Source organism: Mesorhizobium sp. BR115XR7A (assembly GCF_020165315.1).
In the GTDB taxonomy this organism is placed as follows: domain Bacteria; phylum Pseudomonadota; class Alphaproteobacteria; order Rhizobiales; family Rhizobiaceae; genus Mesorhizobium; species Mesorhizobium australicum.
The window spans coordinates 381974-405389 of sequence record NZ_JAIUHW010000006.1 but is presented as its reverse complement, the minus strand read 5'-3'; the positions used below and the strand labels follow the sequence as shown (position 1 = coordinate 405389).

Genomic DNA, 23416 nt, shown 5'->3' with positions numbered 1-23416 from the left:
CCGTCAGCCACCCGACAATACTCCCGAAAGATGGGCATTATGCGGCTTCTTCCTGGCGTTCATGCGTCCGGACGAACTCCCGGAGCATCTCGAAAACCGGGCCCTTCATGTCGTCGCGCGCCAGCGCGAAGGCGATATTGGCCTGGATGAACCCTTCCTTGGAACCGCAGTCGAACATGCGCCCCTTGAAAGGCTGGGCAAAGAATGGCTGCTCCTGCGACAGGCGAACCATGGCGTCGGTCAGCTGGATCTCGTTGCCGGCGCCGCGCTGCTGGTTGCCCAGAAGCTGGAAGATTTCGGGCTGCAGGATATAACGGCCGTTGATGTAGAAGTTCGACGGCGCATTAGCCGGCGCCGGCTTTTCGACCATGGCCGTCACCTCGAAACCGCCGCCAATGTCGGCGCCACGGCCGACAATGCCATATTTGTTGGTCTCGGTGGGATCGCAACGCTCGACGGCGATGACGTTGCCGCCGGTCTGCGCATAGAGGTCGGTGATCTCGGCCAGGCATCCGCGCCCGCCGAAGGAGACCATGTCAGGCAAAAGCAGGGCAAAGGGCTCGTTGCCGATGACCTCGCGGGCGCACCAGACGGCATGGCCGAGGCCTTGCGGCGACTGCTGGCGGATGAAGGAGGTGGCGCCGGCCACTGGCAGCATGCTTTCGAGCGTCTCCAGCTGAGTCTTCTTGCCAGTTTGCTCCAGGGTTCCGATCAATTCCGGATGCAGGTCGAAATAGTCCTCTATGACCGCCTTGTTGCGGCCGGTGACGAAGACGATGTGCTCGATGCCGGCCTCGAAGGCCTCGTCCACCGCATATTGCACGACGGGCCTGTCGACGACGGGAAGCATTTCCTTCGGCATCGACTTGGTCGCCGGCAGGAACCGTGTTCCAAGCCCCGCCACTGGTATCACGGCCTTCCTGATTTTCTTCATCGCAAATTCCTTCTGAGGAGATCGACTACAGTCCATTCACAGGCCACGAAAAATCCCTCCACGTGCCTGCATCTTCACCTCCCCGCCCCGACGGCAAACTGTGCCGCTACTCTTCGCAACCGCACGGCGATCGGCATGCCCATATGCCTGACCGCCGCCGGGTCGCTGAGCGCCGTCCGGATCGCCTTGAGCGGGGACCGCGCCTTGATGTGCTGGACCATCGCCAGGAACGAGGCCGCCTTGCGCAGGCTGCGGCCGCGCCGGGCGAATGCCGCCTGCGCGGCCGCGTCCATCGAATGGGTTTGAGCGAAAATCTCGTCGGCCTTGCGCATCGCCTCGACGTGATGAGGCTCGAGCACGCGCGAGATGGAGCCGCTGCGGATATGATAGGCATAGCCGATTTCAGGCTCGACCACGCATCTGCCGCCCATGGCGAGGGCTTCGGCAAACAGGATGTAGTCCTCGCCGATCCTCAGCTTCTCGTCATAGCGAAGCCGGTTTTCGTCAAGGAACCGGCGCAGGAAGATCGGCTTGAGATAGCCGAGATTGAACTTCGATTCGAAGACGACGTTGCCGGCGATGTAGGTCGCCAGCGAAATCTCGCGCAGGCCTTCCAGATACTGGCGCGGGAACATCGCGTCCTCGACCACGCCGTCCTCACGGACGACCTGGAGATTGTCGACGGCGATCTCGGCGCCCGCCTTTTCGGCGCGGCCGATCATGGCGGCGACGCGTCCGGGAAAGACGGCGTCGTCGGCATCGAGAACCGCTATCCACCTGCCGCGGGCGGCGTCGAGCCCGGCATTCCTGGACCCTCCGGGGCCCCTGTTCTTTTCCAGCGCCACGACACGCACGACATGCTCGGGATAGGCCCTCGCCACATCGAGCGTGGCATCACGCGACTTGTCGTCGACGACGATGATCTCGAGACTGACGCCCTTCTGGGCGATGGCGCTGGCGACCGCCCTATCAAGGGTTGCCTCGGCATTGTAGGCGGCGATCACAAAGGAAACATCGGGCACGGACGAAATGTCAGGCTGCACGCTTGCCTCCTTCCCCTGGTGAAGGCTGGCCATAGAGGCGCAGTTCGCGGACACCGACAAGACCGCTGACAACGCCGACATGCATGATGCCGCGCAAGACACTGCGGTTCCTGCGTACCGGACTGGCTGCAACCGGAAGTGCCGCGGCGAAGCAAAAAGCGGCCTTTGCCGCGGCAAGGCCGGCCTGCTTTACTCGCGCGATGCCGCTGGCGCCGCGGCCCAGGAGATGGCCGTGAGTCTGGCCAACCCGGAAGCGGCGGCGGCTGAGCCAGTCGAATGCGGCCCTGGCCCTCGGCACCGCCTCGTCCACCCATGCCTCCGGCGCAAAGGCGATCCGGCCGCCTGCCTTGTGCATCTGGTCGAAGAATTCGGTGTCCTCCCCGCCGGTCTGGCCGCGCGCCAGGCTGAAGCGGCGGCCGCGCAAGCTGTCGGATGCCATGCGCAGCAGGACGTTGCAGGTGTAGCCGGTGCGGATTTCGCCGTGCACGCGGACCGGCAAGGTGGAATGGAAATCGCCGCGCCGCATCCAGTCCGGCGCATCTGGACGATAGAGCGCGCGCACCGGGCCGAGAACCGCGGCGGCGCCGCTTTTATCGGCCGTTGCCACCAGTTCGGCGAGCCAGTGGGCCGTAGCGGTCTCATCGTCGTCGATGAAGGCCAGGAAATCAGCCTCGCTGGCCTCGAGACAAGCGTTGCGAGCGATCGAGATGTTGCGGGCCGGGCAATGCCGGTAGCGGACCGGCAACTTCAATTCCTGCGACAGCACCGTCACCAGGTCCCTGGCGCTCGGCGTGTCGTCATTGTCGGCGACGATGACGCCGACCTCGAAGCCGTCAGGCATGGCCAGGGCGGCGAGCGAGCGCAGCGTGTCGGCCAGTTCCGGCCGCCGGAATGTGCACACGCCGATGTCGATGCTGCGATGCTTGACCTCAACCGCCATCACGCCGCCCTCCGCCGCGTGCCGAGGCCGAGAAGCTGCAGCCAGAAGCCGACGGACCAGCCGAAATGCATGACCATCGCCGAGACGCCGGCAAGCGCGATATCGGCATTGCGCTGGCTGATCGCCGCCACCAGGCCGTAGCCCAGGCACACCGCCACCCACAGCAATAGCGGCAGCGCCGCGATCCAGTGCACGAAGGAGAAGGCCGCCAGCAGAACCACCGGGAAGACCGCCAGCGGCACCATCTGCCTGACCTTCGGGATCACACGATGTTTCAGCACGTTCTTGGCGCGGCCGCGGCCATAGCCGAGATACTGGACATAAAGGCCGCGCAGCGAGGTCCGCGGATAATAGACCATCTGCGTCCTGCCGCTCATCCAGATCCTGTAGCCGGCCCGCCTCAGCCGATAGTCGAGTTCCGCATCCTCATTGTGGCTGAACGTCTCGTCATAGCCGCCGACGGCCTGGAAGGCCGATATCCGCATCAGTGCGTGATGGCCGTGGTCGACCCACTCCCCGGCGGAGAGATGGCGATGCTTGGAGCCGCCGGTGCCGAGCTTGGAGTTCTGCGCCGCCGCCGCCGCTTTCTGCACCGTGCCGCTGCCGCTGGTCAGCATCGACACCACGACCGAATCCGCGCCGGTCGCCAACGCCTCCTCGACCAGTCGGTCGCAATAGTCGTCGGGATAGCCGCCATGGGCGTCGATGCGGATAAGATAGTGCGCACCCTCGCCAAATTTGGCCACCGCCAGGTTGATCGCGGCGCTCTGGATGCGCTTTTCGTTGTGAAGCAGGATGATGCGAGGATCGTTCCTCTGGCGCTCGCCGACAATGGCCAGCGTGCCGTCGGTGCTGCCGCCATCGGCAACCACGATCCGCGCGCCAAGCCGTTCCGCCGCCGGGCAAAGCTGGTCGAGCAGCGCGCCGATATGAGTCGCCTCGTCGAGACACGGGATCACGATCAGAGTGGAGGCAAGCGCTTGCGTCATCGGGCGATGTCCATCCTATGCCAGGGCCTCGGTCGCGAGCGGCCCGCGCACGGTGGTCAGGCGGCGCAGTTTTTCGACCAGGGCGCCGCAGTCGCTGCGATCGTAGCTCCACATCCTCGGGTTGTGGGCCAGCACGCGCGCCTTCAGCCTGCCGAAGCGGTGCTGTTCCATCCCGCCAAGCGCGGTTTCGAGCGCCTCGGGCGTGGCCTGCGGCAGCAAAACGCCGATATCGCGCTGCCGAAGGAACCGTCCGGTCTCGGTGTTGTCCATCGAGATCGGCACCGCGCCGAAGCGGCAGCCTTCATAAAGGCGGTTGGGCAGCAGCCATTCGGAGTTCTGTCCCTCCTCGAAGAAGTCGATCGCCCAGGAGAAATGGACGTCGTGATAGATCCCCGCCATGTCCTCCGGGTTGCGGTACGGCCCGCGAAACGACATGTAAGGTTCGGCATCGACAAAGGCATGGAAATCCGGGAACTCGGAAAGTGCCGGACGGCCGCGCAAGACGATTTCGAACCGGCCCTCCATGTGACGCGTGAAACCGGCCAGCAGTTCGAGCGAACGGCGGCACCGGAGCGCCCCGAACCAGCCGATCCGCCACGGCGGGGCGAGAGGTCCTTCCACCGCCTCGCGCTCGGCGGGCAGAATCGCCGCGGCCTCGAAATATTTGTTCTCGACCAGTTCCACCGGCGCCGCGACCTGGCGGAAAGGCTTGAAATAATTGGCGATGAAGGCGGGCGAACTGGTCACCAGCAGCCGCACATCCCGCGCCAGATGACGCTCGGTGGCGCGCAGCGCCTTGCCCAGGACATCGTCGCGAAGCACCAGGCGGTGAATGTCGAGACATTCATAGACGATTGGGACAGCGGCGCCGAAAGCCGACCGGGCGCGGCGGGCCAGCGCCAGCATTTCCAGGTTACGCGCGATGATGATGTCGGGCTTCGGCACGTCCCTGAGCTTCGAACCTATCGAAACCGCTGTTTTCGCCACCGCCGCCAGGCGCTGGGCGAATCGCCCGTCGCGCGTCGCGCCAAGGTCGATTGGCCGCAAACCTTCGATATCGGCAATCGGAGTGGCGGCGCGGCGGAAGCCCGCCAGGGTAACCCGGGCGCCACCTGTCCTGAGCATCGTGATCCGCCGGCGAACCGCCGGGTCGGAAACATCATGTACCAGGTACAAGACATGCAGCATGAAAACTCGACCGCTGTTTGACCCACCCAGGGGAAGCCTAGTACAGCTCTTGCTGCATCGCAACATTTTTGGCGCGCCGTTCCACGTTTTCTGTTGCACTGCAAAATTATTGCCGTAGTTTGTGGTCGGCGGCGGTTGTGGATTTCGGGGCTCCGAAATCCGCGCAAAGATCAGGAATCCTGAATTTGGAAGCCAATCCATTCGATCCGCCGGAAGGCTCCCTGCGCAAATCGGTCGGCCGCGGTGCCGTCGTGACCGCAATGGCGCAATCGGTGCGGGTCGCCACGCAGATCATTTCCGTCATCGTGCTGTCGCGACTCCTGTCGCCGCAGGATTTCGGCGTCGTGGCCATGTGCGCGCCTGTGCTCGCCTTCATCGCCCTGTTCCAGGATTTCGGCCTGACCCAGGCGACCATCCAGAAATCGGGCATCCGGCATGAGGAGGTGAACTACCTCTTCTGGATCAATGTCGCCGTCAGCGCGGTCCTCGCCTGCGTGCTCGCGGGCGCGGCACCCCTGGTCGCAGCCTTCTATGGCGAGCCGCGCGTCGCCAGTCTGGTGGCGGCACTGGGATTGCAGATCCTTGCTTATGGCCTGGGAGCCCAGCATCTGGCGCTGCTGACGCGTCGCATGCAGTTCGGCCGCCTGGCAATCATCGACGTCGCCGGGGCCGTCGCGGGGCTGGCCGTCTCGATCGCCTGGACTTTCATCGACCGTTCCTACTGGGCGCTGTTTGCCGGCACGCTGACCGGCGCGGTGCTGCCGACGCTGTGCTACTGGGCCAGCTCGCGCTGGCGCCCAGGCATGCCGCGCAAGGTCGCCGGGATCAGCGAGCTGATCAATTTCGGTGCCGGGATCACCGGTTTCAATTTCGCCAATTTCTTCGCCCGCAATCTCGACAACGTGTTGATCGGCAAATACTGGGGCGAGGCCCAGCTCGGACTCTACGACCGCGCCTACAAGCTGCTCCTGTTCCCGCTTAGCCAGATCACCAACCCGCTGTCGAAGGTGATGGTACCGGCGCTGTCGCGGCTGAAGGACGAGCCGGACCGCTATCGCAGCGCCTATTTGCGCGTCATGCCGCTGATCCTTCTGGTGGCGCTGCCCGGCGTCGCCTTCGCCACCGCGATGTCGGATGTGCTGATCCCCTTCGTGCTCGGCGAGCAGTGGCGCGCCAGCGCCTCGATCTTCCTGGCGCTTGGCTTTGCCGGCCTGCTGCAGCCACTCAACAATCCGGCTGGTTGGCTTTTCGTCAGCCAGGGCCGCTCCGGCGACTTCATGCGCTGGGGCATCATCACGGCGGTGACCTCGGTGCTTGCCTTCGCGCTCGGCCTGCCCTACGGCGCGCTGGGCGTGGCGGTCGCCTATGCGGTCAGCGAGTATCTGCGCACGCCCTTCCTATGGCTCTATGTCGGCAAGAGCGGACCGCTGCAAGCCAGCCATGTGCTGCGCACGGCAGCGCCGTTCGTGCTTGGCGCGCATCTGGCGCTTGGGGCGGTCTGGCTGGTCAAGCCGATGCTGCCGCAGCAGCATGTCGTCGCCTTGGCAAGCGGCGTCATCCTGGCCTACGCGATCACCATCGTCGTCGCGCTGACCTTCGCCGCCGGGCGCGAAGCCTTGCGGGAGGCCTTGAAAATGCTGCCGGCAAGGGCGCCGGCGGCGACGCCGCGCGAGGCGCAATAATTTCGGCGCCTTTGTCGTCTATCCCATATCCCACCCGAGCATCAGGCCTGATCCATGCACTACCGATCGATCTCCGACATGAACGACGCCATCGTGAGCAACCTTCATCGGCTGCCACGCGACATCGACTTGGTGGTCGGCGTGCCCAGAAGCGGCGTGCTGGCGGCGACGCTGGTCAGCCTTGCGGCCAACATTCCGATGACTGACCTGGACTCCTTCCTCGAAGGCAGGGTCTACACGTCAGGCATCACCAAGCGCCGCGCGGCCCTGGACCGCAAGGTTTCGGACATGCGCAAGGTGCTGGTGATCGACGACAGCATCGCCGGCGGTAATGCGATGCGCGACGCCCGTGCCCGCATCAAGAGCGGCGGTATCGAGGCTGACTACACCTTTGCCGCCGTCTTCGGCCTGGAGCCGGAGCATCAGGAGACCGATCTGGTGTTCGAGGTCGTGCCGCATCCGCGCATGTTCCAGTGGAACTTCATGCATCATAAATTCCTGGCGCAATGCTGTGTCGATATAGACGGGGTGCTGTGTCTCGATCCGACCGAGGCCGAGAACGATGACGGGCCGGCCTATGAAAAATTCCTCAGCGAGGCGCGGCCGCTTCATGCCGTGACCCACAAGATCGGCTGGCTGGTCACCAGCCGGCTCGAGAAATACCGTGCGTTGACGGAGGCGTGGCTGGCCAAGCACGAGATCAAGTACGACAAGCTGATCATGCTCGATCTGCCGAGCAAGGCGGAGCGCCAGCGGCTTGGCGCGCATGGCAGTTTCAAGGCCGATTTCTATCGCAAATCCGACGCCATCCTGTTCATCGAAAGCGAACATGCCCAGGCGCTGAGGATTGCCAAACTGTCGGGGAAACCGGTCCTGTGCGTCGAGACGCACATGGTCAGTTTTCCCGATGCGCTGTCGCTGCCAGCACTTGGCCAGGCCGCGCGAAACCTGCCGGCGAGGCTGCGTCAGGTCAATTCGCAGGAGGGCCGCAAGAGCGCCGCCAAGACCATTGCCCGCGCCCTGCTCGGTGCACGCGGCTATGAAACGCTGAAGAACAGGGTCAAGCGCCCAGCCTGATACAGAACCGATCGGGTCGCTGCTTGGCTACGCGGCCTGGCGTGCGCGCTGCTGCACCGCTCTGTCCAGTATCGAGAAGAAGGTGACGAACTGACGGTCGGGGTCGAGTTCCGGCCGGCCGGCGAAGCCGCGCGCGAGGGCCGAGACCCGCTGATATTCCTTGTTGTCGTTCCACAAGAGCCTGACGGCCGCGACCCATTCGGCGAGCGGGGCATCATAGTCGAGCACCGTGCCGCCAGGGCCGACCGCTTCCGGCAAGCCACCGCGGCGCGAACCGACGACCGGAATGCCGCTGCAATGGGCTTCCGAGGCAACCCGCCCCCAGGCCTCCTCCCATTTGCTGGGCGCCAGCAGGATCCGGGTGCGGCCATAGACCGTCTTCATGTCACTGGTGCGGTTCTCCAGCGTGACATTGCCGAGCGGCGTGATCGTCTGTTCGATGCGTGCCCGGTGATCGTCCGCCAGCTTCCAGCTTTCGACGAACAGGAACGGGATTTCGGGGCACGCGGCGGCGATCCGCACCGCAAGCTCGAAGCCCTTTTCCTCATAAGGGTTGATCAGGGTGACGAACTGGCCTGAAGTCGGCGTGCTGTAGTGGGCCGGATTGATGGTCGGAGGGATCACCGCCGCCTCGATGTCGAACTCCCTGGCGTAGGTACGCGCGGTGAATTCGGAATTGGCGATATAAAGCGCCGAATGCAGGTCGCGCAGGTCGCCCCCAAGCTCGTGAAACTCGACGTTGCGGAGGTAGACGACCAGCGGCACGCCCTTGGCCTGCAACGCCTTGCCGAGTGGAACCGACTTGTGACACTGAACCACCGCCACATCCGGCTTGACCCTGTTGACGGCGAAGGCCGCCGCCTCCCACGGAAACCACGCCCGGATCACCGGATAGCCGGGAAAACTGTCGACGACCGCCGGCTGGCGCAAAAGCTTCATCTTGGCACGCGCCTTGAAGCCGAAGACACCATCGCCAAACAGCGCGGCGAGCACCGCAGCCTCATGCCCATGCTCGATCAACTGCTCGGCCAGATGATGAGTGCTCGACTGGACGCCGCCGCTGAACTCCGGTGGGTAGCCATTGCCGCCTGCAAAGAGAACTTTCATGGTCCTGGCTCCTCGTCTATCGCGTTTCAATGCCCACGGCCGATGAACGGCAGCGTCAAGTGCAGCCTCACGCAGTCTTTGGCGGATCAAGCGTCGCGAACGGATTTGTGCATGGCTGCCATCCGGTGAACCGGATGGGATCACTAGGCGAACTGCGCGAGGCGTAGTCCGTCAACATGTGAAATTCGGCCACGACCCAGCGGTCGAAATGCCGGAGGTCGCGCTGCTTCCGCTTGGGCAACAACTTGCGTGCCTGGCCGAGCTTCGCCGTCTCGAGCAAAGTGACGGCGTCGCCCAGTTTTTCGCTGGGAAACAGCCACGGATTGCGGTTGCGGAACTCCAGCACGAACTGCTGCAGGTGCTCGATGCGCATGTTCAACCCGCCGAGGTATTTTTCGAGCGTGACGCGAACCAGGTCCTCGTCCGAAAACGAAGACACCGCCGCGAAGGCCACGCCAGTCGATGCAACTCCACCCGCCATGATGGCCAAGACCGAGCGCCGTGAGATTTCCATCATGGGTTACCTCCTTCCCTTCCCGTCACGCCATCCGGCTCGCCGCGCGCAGGGACAAAGCTGCCGCGGTCAGGCTCGGGTTGGCGCAGGAGCAGCTTGGATAGGTGCTGGTGCCGACGACGACTAGGTTTCTCAGCCGGTGATGGATCATGTTGCTGTCGATCACCGAATCGGCCGGGCCGGTGCCCATCCGCAACGTGCCCTGGACATGCGATTCCGTTGGGCGGATGCCGCGGTCGAAGAGCCGTTCGACAGGCAACGGGGCAAGCAGTCCGGGCAATTTGTCCAGCGCCCGGGCCATGCCTTTGACGGCATAGTCCGACGGCGCCTTGAAGGAGACGAAGGCGTTGTCAGCCTCGTCGAGGGTGACGAAATTCTCGTGATCGAGCAGGTTCTCGGTGACCACGACCAGCGGCAGCGCCTGGCGCAGCCGGCCCTTCTCTGCGCGCATCCCGTGCTGCCAGCGGTTCTCGAAATAAACGAGGGCCGCCGCGTGCTCGGACCGGTGCGGACCGTCATAGAGGCCGAAATTCAGGCCGGTGGTGATGGTGCTGCCGTCGAAATTGTCGACGCCGTCGAGATAGACCTCGAAATTCCAGCCATAGGATTCATGCAGGCCGCGCCCGACGAATTCATCGCCCAGGCCCGAGCGCAGCATGATCGCCGCGCTCTGGATGGCATTGGCGCCGAGAACGAAGAGGTCGCCGCTTACCTGATATTCCCTGCCCTCATGCACGAAGGCGACCGAACGGACCGTGCCGCCGACATGGTCGAGCCGCCGCACTTCGGAGCCGAGGCAGACCGAAACGTCGGGATGCTCGAAGACATGCATCAGGCCGTTATTGGCGGTGAACTTGGCATCGACCGGGCACAGCCAGCAGCGCAGATTGGCGCAGCAGGAGCTGCGTTGCGCGGTCGGCACGCGCGCCCGTGCGGTCGGCATGACGAAATGCTGGTCGGGCTGGGCCGCCTTCATCATCCTGTCCGGCGTCGACATGCGATGCGGTGGCTGCGGAAAGGGCTTCGAGCGCGGCAGCATCGCCGCCATGTCGGGATCGCCGGAGATCGACATGATGTCTTCGGCGTCGCAATAGAACGGCTCGACATCGTCGTAGCTGATCGGCCAGTCATTGCCGACGCCGTAGGTGCTTTTCAGCCTGAAATCATTGGGGTGGAATCTTGGCGTCTGCGCGAACCAGCAATTGGTCCCGCCACCCAGCCCGATCGTGTAATTCCACGGCTTGTCGGAATTGGTGCTGTAGGTCGTCTCGTCGTCTATGTCGGTGTTGACGTTCTGGTCAAGCTGCCATTCATGCGTGTTGTGGCGACCCCACTCCAGAACCAGGATGCGCGCCTTACGCCGCCTGGCGAATTCATGCAGGAAGAAAGCCGAACCGAAGCCGGAACCGATCGCGACAACATCGAAATGATCTTTGGTGACTTGCTCGGGCTTTACGTCCAGCACCATCAGCTACAATTCCTTCTACGCCGGGCGTTTGGCCCGATCCTGCTTTCGGCTCTCCGCGCCCGATCTCATGCCGCCATTCTGCCGATCGAGTGATATTCGATGCCGTGGCGCGCCACGACCTTGGGATCGTAAAGGTTGCGGCCATCGAAGATGACCGGCGTGGTCAGCGCATCCTTCAGCGCATCGAAGGACGGTGCGCGAAAACTCTTCCATTCGGTGGCGATCAGCAGCGCATCGGCGCCGCGCAGAGCCGCCTCCTTGGTGCCGCACAACAGCAGGTCGTCGCGCAGCCCGTAGATGGCCTGGCATTCCTGCATGGCCTCGGGATCATAGGCCTGCACGGCCGCGCCGGCGTTCCAGAGCGCCTCCATCAGCACGCGCGCGGGCGCCTCGCGCATGTCGTCGGTGTTGGGCTTGAAGGCCAGGCCCCACAGCGCGAAGGTCTTGCCCTTGAGGTTACCCTTGAAATAGCGGTGCACCTTGTCGAACAGAACGGATTTCTGGTCATTGTTGCGCTCCTCGACGGCGCGCAGCAGCTTGGCGTCGTACTTGACGCCCTCGGCGGTCTTGATCAGGGCACGGACGTCCTTGGGAAAGCACGAGCCGCCATAGCCGAGACCCGGATAGATGAAGTGATAGCCGATGCGCGGGTCGCTGCCGATGCCCTGGCGCACTTCCTCGATGTCGGCGCCGAGTTGCTCGGCGAGGTTGGCCATCTCGTTCATGAAGCTGATCTTGGTCGCCAGCATGCAATTGGCGGCGTATTTCGTGAATTCGGCGCTGCGCACGTCCATCACGATCATCTTCTCGTGGTTGCGGTTGAAGGGCGCGTAGAGTTCGCGCATCACCGCCTCGGTTTCCTCGCTCGACGTGCCGACGATGATGCGGTCGGGCTTCATGCAGTCGGCGACCGCGGAGCCCTCCTTGAGGAATTCGGGATTGGAGGCGACGTCGAAGCTCAGATCCTCGCGGCCCCGCTTCTTCAGCGTCTCGGCGATCCTGGCCTTCACCTTTTCGCAGGTGCCGACCGGCACGGTCGACTTGCCGACGACGATCTTGGCGGTATCCATCTCGCGGCCGATGGTCTCGGCGACCGCCAGCACATATTTGAGGTCGGCCGAACCATCTTCGCCCGGCGGCGTGCCGACCGCGATCATCTGGATTTCGCCGTGCCTGACGGCTGCCGCCGCATCGGTGGTGAACTTGATGCGGCCGGCGGCGTGATTCTCCCTGACGATGGTTTCAAGACCCGGCTCGAAGATCGGAACGAGGCCCTGATTGAGCCGCTCCACCTTGTTTGCGTCGATATCGACGCAAACAACCTGGTGGCCAACCTCGGCAAGCACCGCCGCCTGCACCAAGCCGACATAGCCAATTCCAAACACCGTCAAGTTCATTCGGTTTCATTCCCATCCAGGGCAGCGGACCGCTTCTCGGCCCTGCCGGTTCAATTCGTCTTTCCCAGCTCTTTTACACTACACACCAGCGATTCCGGAAATTGGCAGGGCTGACCCAGCGCGGTGAACGCGACCCGTTCGACCTGCAGCGAAAGCTTGCGGCCCGGGTCCGCAAACGCTCCCATCCAGCCCTTCATGGTGTCGCTACCCCAAAGGCTGAAGAAGATCTTCTGCGCATGGCTGGGCAGCTTCGCGGGATCGGTGATGGTGTTCACCAGCTGGCCGTTGAGATACCAGCGCAGGCTATCCTTCTCCCAGACGAAGGCATAGTCGTTGAAGGCACTGTCGGTGCCGCCCGGCACGTCGACCAGCTTCTCGTTCTTGCCCTTGCCGGCGATATAGGCATTGACCTGCACCTTGGAGGTGTCCTTGGTCAGGATCTCGAAGTCGATCTCGTCCCAGGGCTGCTTGTCGGATGGGCCGATATAGGAGAAGAACGCCGCGTTGAGGCCAGGGCCTGTGTCAGTCTTCATCCGCGCCTCATAGGTACCATAGCCGAAACGCTGCTTGGTCTGGATCTCGCCGCAGGCAAACTCGCGATCCTTGGTCTTCTGCTTCGCGAATCCGAGCGAAAGAACGCCATCGGAAAGCTTGACCAAGCCTTTCGACCAGGTGCAATTCTGATGGCTGCCGTTCGTCCAGCCGTCTGAAACGTACCAACGCTCGCGGTCGAAATTCTTGAAATCGTCGACGAAAGAGGGCGCGGACTGGATATCCTGCGCATGAGACGGGGTTGCCGGCAGGCTGCCAAGAGCGACCAGCAGCAAAGCGAAAGCCAGACCAGACCGCCGCCAGGAAAGCAGGGCTGAAGGGGCGTCGATTGCTGTCGTGGACATGGTCTTTGGATCCGAATTCATGACTAACTCACCTTTGCGCTGTGTCCCCAACCCAAAGTCGACGTTCGAACCGCTTCCAAACGGGCCAACCTTGACCTTTTCAATCACCCTCCCGACGTCCAGCCTTGCATCACCTTCGCCGTAACGGTCCCCCGCCGCCGCCTTCAATTTCGGCCGGCTCCCGCCTGCCTGACCGGTTCGACCGTCGCCGCCGGATCGGTGGTCGTATTCTCGTCGAAGACCACGTCCAGCGAATGACGGAGCTCGCGCATCCTGCCGCCCTGGCGCGACAGCGCAGCGATGCGGCGCTCGCTGTTCAGGATCGACTGCGTCAACGCGCTGACTTCGGACGAGCGGCGATCGGAGGCGGAGCCGTTTTCCATGGCTTCGACCAGAAAGGCCGCGTTGGTCGCTTCCTTGCGGTAGCGGCTCTCCAAGCCGGTTTTCTCCGCCTCGATCTCGGCGGCGATCTGCTCGAACAGCTTCGCCAGCCGGTCCAGGCGCGCAACGTCGGTCTGCCTGTCGCGGGCCGGATCCCTTGATCTGAAGCCGAATATCGAGGCCATGAACTTAAATTCCCGTCATCGCCGGCTTCCTGGACCGGCTTTCAGGCCAGGCCACTGGCCGATCCCCGCAACCGGGGCTGAAAACTCGTAACCGCGTCGCCCAACTCCTCTGACGAAGAGAGACTTCGCACCAGTCCGATCGGGGGCCAGTTCGGCTGGTCGTTTAATTTGTTGCACCGCAACATAGACTGCCATCCCCAGAGCCGCGAGGCAACCACCCAATTCATAAACTCATAAATCGGATGGAAATGGTTGCGTGGCGGCCTCGCGGTCGGCAGGTAACACCGCGCCTTACCGTCCTTTGCCGGTACTGGTTCCAGCCATCAGGAAACGGAGCGGCGGCACGTGCTTGTTCCTGGAGACCAGGCCAACACTGCGAAACAGCGCCTCGATCTTGTCGGACGCCACGCCCTGGACGATGGGGACGAGGTTGGATTGGCTTGCGAAGGCGTAGGCCGCGGCAGAAGCCAGGCCCCGCTCGGCCTTCACGTCGAGGAAATTGCGCAGCCGGTATTTGTCGCGCACATGCCGCTCGTGCCGCCGTAGCACTGCTTTCGACCCTTCCGGCAGGCTGTCGATCGCCAGCAGCGCGAGATCGGCATCGGCCAGCCGCTTCAGATCCTGCGTCTTGTGGCGGCCGCTGAGTGAATCGGCGCGGACGATGGCGCCGTAGCCGCAGGAACGGATGACCTTGAACCGTGCCCCGTGGGCGACCGCTCGCGCGTAAAGCTCGTAGTCCTCGCCTAGCCGCAGGCTCTCGTCGTAGCGCAACCCGTGGCGGTCGAGAAAGGCACGGCTGATCACCGGCTTCAAGAAGCCGAGTTCGCCTCTTTGGACGCGGCGCCTGGAGATGTTGCCTTCCACGAATCCTTCGAAATCGAGGAATTCCGGATCGGCGGCAAAATCCGGGGCGACGATTTTGGTTGCATCGCCAGCCGCGTCATCCCTGATGAGCATGATGTTGTCGGCGGCGAAATCCCAATCGGCGCCGACAAACAGGTTGCGAAACCGGCCCTCGAGGAAGAAATCGTCGGCGTCCAGAATGCTGATGAACGGGGCTCGTGAACCGGCGATCGCCGCATTGCGGGCAAAAGAAGGGCCGCGATTGACGTCGAGGCGCATCACCGCAAGCCGGCCGCTGCCATCGTCGGCGGAGCGTGCGACCTCGGCCGTATTGTCCGTGGAGCCATCGTCGACGACGACGACCTCCCCGACTTCCGGTTCGCGCAACGCGGACGCGATGGCGACGGCGATCGTTCGCGCCGCGTTTTTGGCCGCGATGATCACGCAGACTTGGGATTTCGTCATCGACATGGAATTGCCTCTTGCACAGGTTCCGATCTGCCCTCGCCCTGTACGCGTTCGATATTCGCCGCCTTCACGGGCCGGCCGGCCGTTCGAAGATGCGGCGGCTGATGTCCGCCGACGCCGCCCAACCGGCCTCGGAAAGGTAACGGACCGGAGCCCGGCCGCACAATTCCCACAACACCGTGCGTCGCTGCGGCCAGCGCAGCGACGACAGCCATGGCGCGATGACCATGTTGAGCAGGTCTTCATTGCCGATGCGCGACAGGATCGGCTTGGCCCGCTCCGACAGAAGCGTACCGGTGCCGCCGAGCAGCACATCGGCGGAACGCAGGCCGAGCAGCAGCGTGTCCTCCAGCCCCTGGCTCACCGCCGCATCGAGCACACGCTGCTGATCGGCGTGGCCGAGACGGCTGGCGCTGGCCCTGATATCGCAGACGTAGCCGGCGCAAGGCTCCCGGTTGAACAGTGCCTTGGCGACGCTGATGCAGGCCAGCATCAGCGTGTCGGCAGCCGACGTGAACGGGACTTCGGCGCCGGTGATCTCGACCAGCCGCTTTCGCCGCAGGAACCCGTCAGCATCGCGCGGACTGGGCGAGCCGGGCTGCTGAAGCCGGTAATGAAGGTCGACAGTGGATGATTTCGACCCATTGCCACGGATCATGTGCTGTTCGCCGAGGAAGCGGACCCACCAGACCGAACGCGACTTGCCCGATACTTCGTAGCCGATCGAGCGTAACGCTTCGCGTGCCTTCAAGAACCCGGCAGGCGAAACCAGAATATCGATATCGCCCGAGGGTTTCATGAAATGATCGTCGTAAAGCAGATGCTGCTGGAACGGCCCTTTCAGGAACACGAAATCAATCCGCCTGTCGAGCAGCGCCTCGTGAATGGCGATCGAATCCATTAGGCAGGCGGCGTTCATCGACACCGTCCTCCTGCGATAGGTTTCGAGCCACTGGAACAGTTCGGCCGGCCTCTCATGCGCCGGCGTACGCGACAGCGCCTTCAAGACGAAGGTACCGACCTTGTTCAACCTGGCGATATCAGTGACGACAGCGTCGGAAAGGCCCGGCGTCCACGTTTCACCGGCCGAGGCGGCCGGCCCCGCGAAATACAACCGTAAGCAGGCCCGCACATAAGCGATCTCGTCGGCGCAGTCGGTGGCGCGCAGTCTTTCATAGGAGCTTTCCGGCAAGGCCATTGAGCGCACAGTCTCCAAAAAGCGGTTTGCGCGAAGCGTATGCTGCAGCTGCTAAGCAAAGCATCGTCAAAAACGGCGGCGCCGTAAAGCCTTTCCTTTCGCAGTGCGAAATTTTACAACCATAGCGTTTGCCGGCTTCGCGGAAGGGGATGAGATGTATGGACGAATTCCTACCCTAGCGCAGCGCTTCGGCCGGGCCATCGATGGGATCAGCTGAAAGTTGAGTATCTTTCGGCGTTGTCCAATGGCAATGGCCAAGCATTGGCTTCCTCTTGTTTATGCAAAATCAATGGTTTACGGAATCTCCTGTGACGAGAGGCAATCACACCCGGCTTCATATCGAAAGAGGTGGATTTCTTACACGCGGGGTGACGTCCGCAACCCATAATTGATTAACGACCGGTAAATCAGGCTTGACTCATAAATGTTGCTGTGCAGCTATTGCGATGCAGCATGAAAGTGCTGACGGCAATCGACAGGCCGTTTCCAGTCCTTATGGAGAGTAAAATGGAACAGAATGTTGAAAAGCATGAGTACGAAACGCCAAACCTGACAGTACATGGTTCAATCGAAACCATTACCCAAGGCGGTGGTGGCAGCACGGCAATCGACGCGTCGTTTCCCGCGCACACCCCGATTGGCGACCTGACGTTCTCCTGAGACCAGCCTGATTCTGGAGGAATGACGTTGGGCCTCCGGGATCGAAGACAATGAAATGGAGCCGGGGATGAAAATCCCCGACTTTCCATTGAACCTGATGACGCGTAGACCGTGTGTTGCAAACGAGGTTTTAGGATGAACTGGGACCCATCCGAGCACGATTGCGTAAAGGCCACCAAGGACGCCGTTGCTTGCGAATTCGGCGATGGCCTCGCGCTTCTCAACCTGAAGTCCAATATCTATTACAGCCTCAACGGTGTCGGCGCCTTCATCTGGGAATTGATCCAGGAACCCAAGCCGATCGCGGACATCCGCAGCGCCGTCCTCGCTCGCTACAATGTCGACGCCGAACGCTGCAAGGCCGACGTCGACGCATTGCTGAAAGGCCTGGCGGAAAACGGGCTTGCGAGGCTTGAGCATGAGGCACTCGTCTAGGCAGGCGTCGCAGAAGGCCATGGCTGTGCGGCAAAGAGCTGTGACGCAGAGAAATCCCCGGCCGATGAAGCAGCGGCCTGGCAGGCGCAGCCTGGCCAGGATCTTGTCCTTGAGCGGCTCGGAAGCGCTTTTCCTGTGCCGCTGCCTGCTGGTGGTCACGACCGTCCGGCTCGGGCTGACATTGTTCTCCTACAACCGGGTGCGTGGGATGGTGACGCGGCTCAACGCGCACCAGTGTGCCAGCATGGGCGAGTTGCGGCTCGTCGCCTGGGGGGTTGCCGCCGCAGCACGGTTCGTTCCGGGCGCCACCTGCCTGACCCAGGCGCTGTCGGGCCAATACCTCCTCGCGCGCCAGGGCAATGCGTCGAACATCCGCATCGGCATCGAGCGCGGCACTGGCGAGCAATTGAAGGCGCATGCCTGGCTGATCAGCGATGACCACATCGTGCTTGGCGGATCCGTCGATGGTTTCGCCCACCTGATCGACCACGGCAGCCGATGAGCGGCGTAGCCGGAATCCTGCTGCGACAAGGCCCCGCGCCGGCTGAAGCGGCGAGCGACATCCAGCAGATGCTGGCGCGCATACGCCATCGTGGTCCCGACGGAACCTCGTGGTGGCAGGACAGCGGCGTCGCGCTTGGCCATGCCTGGCTCAACACCACCGACGAAGCCGGCCCCGGCCCGCTGACCATGGCCGGCGGCAAGCTGGCCATCACCGCCGATTGCCGGCTCGATAACCGCGACGAGCTGCTCGCAAGGCTCGGCATCAGGGACAACTCACTCGCCGATGCGGCGTTGCTGATGCGGGCCTATCTGCGCTGGGGTGAAACGTGCCCCGTGCATCTGCAAGGCGACTTCGCCTTTGCCATCTGGGATGCCGAGCGGCAGCTTTTGTTTTGCGCGCGAGACCATTTCGGGGTCAAGCCTTTCTATTACCACGCAGCGGAACGCCGCTTTGCCTTTGCCTCCGAGATCGGGCCAATGCTCGGCCTCGACGGGGTCGGTGCTCGACTCAGCGAGCACCGGATTTCGGGATTCCTGGCCGGGCTGCCCGATGACCCGCAGTCCACGCCCTACAGCGACATCTTCGCCCTGCCGGCGCGTCACAGCCTCACCGTCACCGCGCAACGTCTGGTGCTGCGCCGGTACTGGCAGATCGAACCATCGCAGCGAGCACCGCGGCCTGATGCCGCGGAGGAATTCGCCCATCTGTTCGCGCAATCGGTCCGCAACCGCATGCGAGGAAGTCCGTCGATCGGCGCGATGCTGAGCGGCGGCCTCGATTCATCCTCGATCACCTGCGTGGCGGGAGTGCAAAATGCGGCCGAGCGCAAGCCGAGGCTACCGACCTTCTCGCTCGTGTTCGAAAAGGGTTCCTCGATGGACGAGCGCCCGTTCATCGATGCCGTGCTCGATCAGCAGAAGGCCGATCCGACGTTCATCCCAGTCGGCAATTATGCACCCTTCGCTGAATTCGAACGGGTGCTGGAGGAACAGGAAGGCACGTTCCTGGCGCCGGGCCTGACGCTGACCCGCGGTATCTACCGGACGGCCGGCGCCAAGGGCATCAAAGTGCTCCTCGACGGCCATGGCGGCGACGAAGTTGTTTCACAGGGGCATGGCCATCTGCACGAGCTTGCCAATGGCGGCAGGTGGCTGGACCTTTGGCGCGAGGTCCGAAGCGCCTCCAACACCTATGGCGACAGCACGCTCGGCCTGTATTTCCAGTTCCTGACCATCTACGGGCCGGCCTGGCGGATCGCCAGGCTGAGACAGCTGGGGAACCGAGCCCTGAACAGGATGCGCAGGCCTGCCCGATCGAAGCGTGGCCGCAGCTGGCGCGACCTGATCAATCCGGACCTTGCCAGGCGAACCGAGCTCATCGACCGGTTCCATCGGGCTGGCTACATGCCGCCCGGCGTCCAAGCCAGCGACGCGCTCAGCCACCGCTGGATCCTGTCCAACGGCTATGTTCCGCACTCTTTCGAAGTTTTGGACAAGGCCGCCGCCAATTTCGGCGTCGAGCCGCGGTATCCCTTCTGGGACAAGCCGCTGGTGGAATTCTGCCTGGGGCTGCCGGGCGAGGAGAAGCTCCGTCATGGGTTTGGCCGCTACGTGCTGCGCCGGGCCATGGAAGGCATCCTGCCGGCGGCGGTACAGTGGCGGCGCGACAAGATCGATTTCACCGCCAATCTGGTCAACGGCATGGTGCGCAACCATCGCGACCTGCTGGAGCAGTTGCTGGTCGGCGATGCGGGTCGCATCGCACCCTATGTCAACCTGCCGGAAGTAAACGCCGCCTATGCGCGGCTGCTGCGCCAGCCAGACCAGGCAGCACCGCTCGATGTCCAGTATGTCTGGCGCTCGGCGTCGCTGTCGCTGTGGCTGCGGCAGGTCCAGCATGGCGGGAGCCCCGCATGATGTCTCGCCATGAGCCGTTCACCGGCGATCTCGACCGTCTTCCCAGCCGCGACAGGACAGCGGGAGAACGAAGTTACTACCGCGCCTACGGCCTGCTCATCGCGTCCGACGTGTGGCTGCCCGAACTGGAGCCGGCGGACCCGGCGACGGCCGACATCGAGATCGTCATCGGCCCGATCGATATGCCCAAGCCTTCAGCGGAGGCAGCGACCGTCTTCCGTTTCGAGCCCGGCCGGCAGTATCTGGCCTGGGAGGCCGTCGGCGCATTCCTGATCAGCGACGCCCGCCGCATCGATGTCCAGCCGGCGCCCGGCGTCGACGACGCCTTGCTTGCCTTCCCGTTGCTGGGGCCGGTGCTGGCGCTGCTGCTGCACCAGCGCGGCCTGCTGGTGCTGCATGCCAGCGCGATCGCGGTGGCCGGCAGGGGCGCCATCTTCATGGGCGACAAGGGCGCCGGCAAGTCGACGACGGCAAGCGCCCTGATCCGGGCCGGACACGACCTGCTCACCGACGACGTCGTGGCGCTCGATCTCACCAACCCGGACGAACCGATGATCGTTCCGGGATTTCCGCAGATCAAGCTTGCCGCCGACGCCGCGGCGGCAATCTCGCTTGGGCAAGCGCAAGTGCGACCGCAAGTGCATCCGGCAATCGAGAAGATGCAGCATCGCCTGCACGGCGCCTTCTCCGGCAACAGGGTGCCGGCGGCCAGGATTTACATCCTCGAGCGCGGCGAAGGGGCCGGGATCACCCTCCTGCCTCAAATCGCCGCCTTGCCAGCTATCATCAAATTCTCCTACGTGACGCGGTTTGGCCGCGCGGCGCTCTCCGGCGATTTCGCGGCGATGCATCTTCGCCACTGTTCAGCGATCGCTAACCATGTCGGCGTGTGCCGGCTGGACGTTCCGACGGGCATCGACAGGATCGGCGAGGCTGTGGCGCTGATCGAAAAGGAATTGGCTGGAGATGCCTAGGTCATCGGTCTTCAGCCTGTCGCTGTTTCGCGATGTCGCGGCATTCGGCGCGGTCATTGCCCGGATCGGCGGACGACGAACCTGGACGGCGCTGCTGTTCCTGATCCTCGGCAGCCTGACGGAAGGCGTTTCCATCCTGCTGCTGGTGCCGTTGCTGCACCTGGTCGGCCGTGCCGACCAGGATTTCGCGGTAAGGCTGCCCAATATCGAGTTCGTGCGCTGGCTGGTGCCCGGCGGAACGCTGCAGCTGACGACGGTGCTTTGCGCGCTGGTCGGGCTTGTTGCCGTGCAAGCAGCCTTCAACCGCTTCAAGTCGGTGTACATGGCAAGGCTGCTCTTCGATTTCATCAACCGCTTGCGCATGAACCTGTTCGAGAGCATCGGCAAGGCGCGCTGGGGCGTGTTCACGCGCATGCGCGGCTCCGATCTCGACCATGCCCTGACCGGCGACATAGACCGCGTCCAGGGGGCGGCTTTTGCCCTGCTGATGCTGGTGCAGATCGCCGTGCTGCTGGCGGGCTATCTGGTGATTTCCATGTTCATTTCGCCGGTCATGACGGCCTTTGCCGTCGTCATCGGCATCGTGATGTTCATAGCGCTGCAGCCATTTCGCTCGCGAGCCACCGCCTTCGGCCGGATCCTGACGACCAATCGCCAGGACCAGTACCGCACGGTCTCGGAATTTCTCGGCGGCATCAAGGTGGCCAAGAGCCTGAACGTCGAGGCCAGCTATTTCGCGCAGCTGCGGGTCACGCTCGAAAAGATGAAGGCCGACAATATCGCCTATGTCCGCAACTCTTCGATCGGCACCGCCGTGTTCCAGGTGGCGAGCGTCGTGGGCTTGAGCGTCTTCATCTATGTGGCGTTGGTCCGCTTCCACCTGTCGCTGGCCGAGATCGTCGTGCTGCTCCTGGTCTTCATGCGCATCGCGCCGCGCTTCATGGACATGCAGACGCAGGCCCAGCAGGTGCTGATCAACCTGCCCGCCTATACGGCAATGCGCAACCTGCAGGCGCGTTTCGACGCCGAACGGGAGCCTGGCCACGTCGAATCCACGGATGCCCGCAAGCTGACCCTCGATACGGGGCTGAACATTCGCGACGTCTCCTTTGTCTATGACGACGGCGCCGGCAAGGCAGTGGTGAGCGACATCACCTTCGGCCTTCCGGCCGGCAAGGTCACGGCGCTCATCGGCCCGTCCGGGTCAGGCAAGAGCACGATCGCCGACATGCTGCTCGGGCTGCTCGAACCGACCACCGGCAAGATCCTCGTCGACGGCGTCGAGCTCGATGCCGGCAATCGCCGCCGCTGGCGCGATCAGGTGGCCTATGTGCCGCAGGACGTGTTCCTGCTGCATGACACGATCGCTGCGAACCTGCGCCTTGCCGCGCCTCAGGCCAGCGAGGACGACTTGTGGAAGGCACTGCGCGCCGCTCACGCCGGCGATTTCGTAGACCGACTGGACCTGAGGCTGAATACCGTGGTCGGCGACCGCGGCGTGCGCCTCTCGGGTGGCGAGCGCCAGCGCATCGCGCTGGCACGCGCGTTGCTGCGCAAGCCGTCACTGCTCATCCTGGACGAGGCGACAAGCGCGCTCGACTGGCAGAACCAGTCGCTTATCGCCCGGTCGATCGACGGCCTGCGCGGCGCAATGACGATCCTGACCATCGCGCACCGGCCGTCGATGATCGCCTTCGCCGACTGGGTGGTGGCGATGGAGGATGGTCGTGTGGTGGAGGTCGGGCAATATCAGCGGTTGAAGGCGAAGCCGGGGAGCCGGTTGTCCCGGATGCTGTCGGGAGAACAGTCGGAGACCGAACCCGCCGATGTGGCCTGAGGACGATGATGTCCCCGTGGATCTAATGCAGCCCCCGCCGGACGCTGCCCAGCTTCTCGCCCTCGGGCACTTCGGTGGAGTTCTGCTTTCTCTCGGCTTCGCGCAGCCTGTCGGCCGGCGTTGGCGCGCTCCTGGCGATCATGGCATAGACGACCGCGAAATAACCGGCCTGGATGACCACCGCGCAGATGATGACACGCAGCAGTGTCGTGCCAAGCGAAGCTCCACCCAGCCAGGACCAGGCGACGACGATCGCGAGCGCGAACAGCATCCCAACGATGAATTTTGGAAGCGACATACCCAACAGCCCATAAACCGGCTCGGGTATATCCAACGATAGCCCCACCCGAGCGCCGTCCCTTGTGATGCGGGCTTGTTAAACCACCCGCTCTCGACCGGTTGCTTCCGGCCTTTCAACCTGTCGCCACCGTGACAGGTATAATTTGCAATTCTATTAAGGCGAGCAGAAGGCGGCAAGGGCAACCGCACATATTTTTGATTGCGCTTACGCGTTCGATTCTGCCATGCTGCAACGCACCCGGCCGCATTTCACTCAACCTGCAGCCATTGCATATCTGGAGTACAACCCATAATATTAGATGGTATTTTAGGTGAATAGTCCAGAATATAGCATCGTCAGTAAGGACTCGTATGCTCTGGATCCCGACACTGGGAACGCGCCGCCCACAAAACGCCCTAAAAACGCCCGGATTTTTTTATGCTTGCCCATTTATTGTCACAAATGTGCTAAACATTTCGAAATTTGTGCAGCGCGAGCT

22 protein-coding genes are annotated in these 23416 nt (G+C 63.2%); 8 read left to right on the top strand and 14 right to left on the bottom strand.

The genetic code is table 11. The features are described from left to right. Positions 1–37: 37 nt before the first annotated feature. The 5 genes from LB557_RS16050 to LB557_RS16030 form a co-directional block, all read right to left on the bottom strand. Positions 38–934, bottom strand: coding sequence for a UTP--glucose-1-phosphate uridylyltransferase (locus LB557_RS16050; RefSeq protein ID WP_023772481.1), 897 nt, complete (start codon positions 932–934; stop codon positions 38–40). Positions 935–1008: 74 nt separating this feature from the next. Continuing rightward, complete coding sequence (locus LB557_RS16045; RefSeq protein ID WP_224641606.1) at positions 1009–1977, bottom strand: glycosyltransferase family 2 protein; 969 nt, start codon at positions 1975–1977, stop codon at positions 1009–1011. Beyond that, complete coding sequence (locus LB557_RS16040) at positions 1967–2917, bottom strand: glycosyltransferase (RefSeq protein ID WP_224641604.1); 951 nt, start codon at positions 2915–2917, stop codon at positions 1967–1969. Before LB557_RS16040 ends, LB557_RS16045 begins: the two co-directional genes overlap by 11 nt. Next, positions 2917–3906 carry a glycosyltransferase family 2 protein gene (locus LB557_RS16035; RefSeq protein ID WP_140714284.1) on the bottom strand — a complete coding sequence of 330 codons (990 nt, stop codon included), beginning with the start codon at positions 3904–3906 and terminating at the stop codon, positions 2917–2919. Before LB557_RS16035 ends, LB557_RS16040 begins: the two co-directional genes overlap by 1 nt. Before the next feature lie 15 nt (positions 3907–3921). Further along, positions 3922–5094 carry a glycosyl transferase family 1 gene (locus LB557_RS16030; protein WP_224641602.1) on the bottom strand — a complete coding sequence of 391 codons (1173 nt, stop codon included), beginning with the start codon at positions 5092–5094 and terminating at the stop codon, positions 3922–3924. A gap of 185 nt (positions 5095–5279) precedes the next feature. Here LB557_RS16030 and LB557_RS16025 point away from each other — a divergent pair, with 185 nt between their 5' ends. Continuing rightward, the gene (locus tag LB557_RS16025; RefSeq protein ID WP_224641600.1) at positions 5280–6776 is read left to right on the top strand and encodes a lipopolysaccharide biosynthesis protein; all 1497 of its coding nucleotides are present in this window, start codon (positions 5280–5282) and stop codon (positions 6774–6776) included. Between the two features lie 54 nt (positions 6777–6830). Continuing rightward, positions 6831–7853: a phosphoribosyltransferase family protein gene (locus LB557_RS16020; RefSeq protein WP_015314216.1), complete on the top strand. Its 1023-nt coding sequence runs from the start codon at positions 6831–6833 to the stop codon at positions 7851–7853. Positions 7854–7880: 27 nt separating this feature from the next. Here the strand turns inward: LB557_RS16020 and LB557_RS16015 are convergent, their stop codons facing one another. The 8 genes from LB557_RS16015 to LB557_RS15980 form a co-directional block, all read right to left on the bottom strand. Then, positions 7881–8960 (bottom strand): glycosyltransferase, encoded by a 1080-nt coding sequence (locus LB557_RS16015; RefSeq protein ID WP_224641598.1) that lies wholly within the window; start codon positions 8958–8960, stop codon positions 7881–7883. Between the two features lie 67 nt (positions 8961–9027). After that, a complete protein-coding gene (locus LB557_RS16010) occupies positions 9028–9477 on the bottom strand; it encodes a hypothetical protein (protein ID WP_015314218.1) in 450 nt (149 codons plus the stop codon). A gap of 22 nt (positions 9478–9499) precedes the next feature. Beyond that, on the bottom strand, positions 9500–10942 hold the full coding sequence (locus LB557_RS16005) for a GMC oxidoreductase (protein WP_140821602.1): 1443 nt from the start codon (positions 10940–10942) through the stop codon (positions 9500–9502). Between the two features lie 65 nt (positions 10943–11007). Then, complete coding sequence (locus LB557_RS16000; protein ID WP_015314220.1) at positions 11008–12339, bottom strand: UDP-glucose dehydrogenase family protein; 1332 nt, start codon at positions 12337–12339, stop codon at positions 11008–11010. Between the two features lie 50 nt (positions 12340–12389). Continuing rightward, positions 12390–13256, bottom strand: coding sequence for a family 16 glycosylhydrolase (locus LB557_RS15995; RefSeq protein WP_224593844.1), 867 nt, complete (start codon positions 13254–13256; stop codon positions 12390–12392). Positions 13257–13399: 143 nt separating this feature from the next. Next, on the bottom strand, positions 13400–13801 hold the full coding sequence (locus LB557_RS15990) for a hypothetical protein (RefSeq protein WP_015314222.1): 402 nt from the start codon (positions 13799–13801) through the stop codon (positions 13400–13402). A 291-nt stretch (positions 13802–14092) separates the two neighbouring features. Then, positions 14093–15115, bottom strand: a complete 1023-nt coding sequence (locus tag LB557_RS15985) for a glycosyltransferase family 2 protein (RefSeq protein ID WP_015314223.1) — start codon at positions 15113–15115, stop codon at positions 14093–14095. Between the two features lie 64 nt (positions 15116–15179). Continuing rightward, positions 15180–16310, bottom strand: coding sequence for a nucleotidyltransferase family protein (locus LB557_RS15980; protein WP_140614938.1), 1131 nt, complete (start codon positions 16308–16310; stop codon positions 15180–15182). Positions 16311–16817: 507 nt separating this feature from the next. On the opposite strand from LB557_RS15980, the gene LB557_RS15975 reads away from it, so the two are divergent. From LB557_RS15975 to LB557_RS15950, 6 genes are all read left to right on the top strand, one after another. Beyond that, positions 16818–16970, top strand: a complete 153-nt coding sequence (locus LB557_RS15975) for a lasso peptide (protein ID WP_015314225.1) — start codon at positions 16818–16820, stop codon at positions 16968–16970. Between the two features lie 135 nt (positions 16971–17105). Beyond that, a complete protein-coding gene (locus tag LB557_RS15970) occupies positions 17106–17405 on the top strand; it encodes a PqqD family protein (RefSeq protein WP_140723291.1) in 300 nt (99 codons plus the stop codon). A gap of 109 nt (positions 17406–17514) precedes the next feature. Then, the gene (locus tag LB557_RS15965; RefSeq protein ID WP_224641593.1) at positions 17515–17907 is read left to right on the top strand and encodes a lasso peptide biosynthesis B2 protein; all 393 of its coding nucleotides are present in this window, start codon (positions 17515–17517) and stop codon (positions 17905–17907) included. Further along, the gene (locus LB557_RS15960) at positions 17904–19826 is read left to right on the top strand and encodes a lasso peptide isopeptide bond-forming cyclase (RefSeq protein WP_140875677.1); all 1923 of its coding nucleotides are present in this window, start codon (positions 17904–17906) and stop codon (positions 19824–19826) included. The genes LB557_RS15965 and LB557_RS15960 overlap by 4 nt, the downstream gene beginning before the upstream one ends. Then, positions 19823–20800 carry a serine kinase gene (locus LB557_RS15955; RefSeq protein ID WP_224641590.1) on the top strand — a complete coding sequence of 326 codons (978 nt, stop codon included), beginning with the start codon at positions 19823–19825 and terminating at the stop codon, positions 20798–20800. The genes LB557_RS15960 and LB557_RS15955 overlap by 4 nt, the downstream gene beginning before the upstream one ends. Further along, positions 20793–22637 (top strand): ABC transporter ATP-binding protein, encoded by a 1845-nt coding sequence (locus LB557_RS15950; RefSeq protein WP_224584342.1) that lies wholly within the window; start codon positions 20793–20795, stop codon positions 22635–22637. Before LB557_RS15955 ends, LB557_RS15950 begins: the two co-directional genes overlap by 8 nt. A 22-nt stretch (positions 22638–22659) precedes the next feature. On the opposite strand, the gene LB557_RS15945 is transcribed toward LB557_RS15950, so the two are convergent. After that, entirely contained in the window at positions 22660–22935 is a 276-nt protein-coding gene (locus LB557_RS15945) for a hypothetical protein (RefSeq protein ID WP_015314231.1), read from the bottom strand. Between the last annotated feature and the right edge of the window lie 481 nt (positions 22936–23416).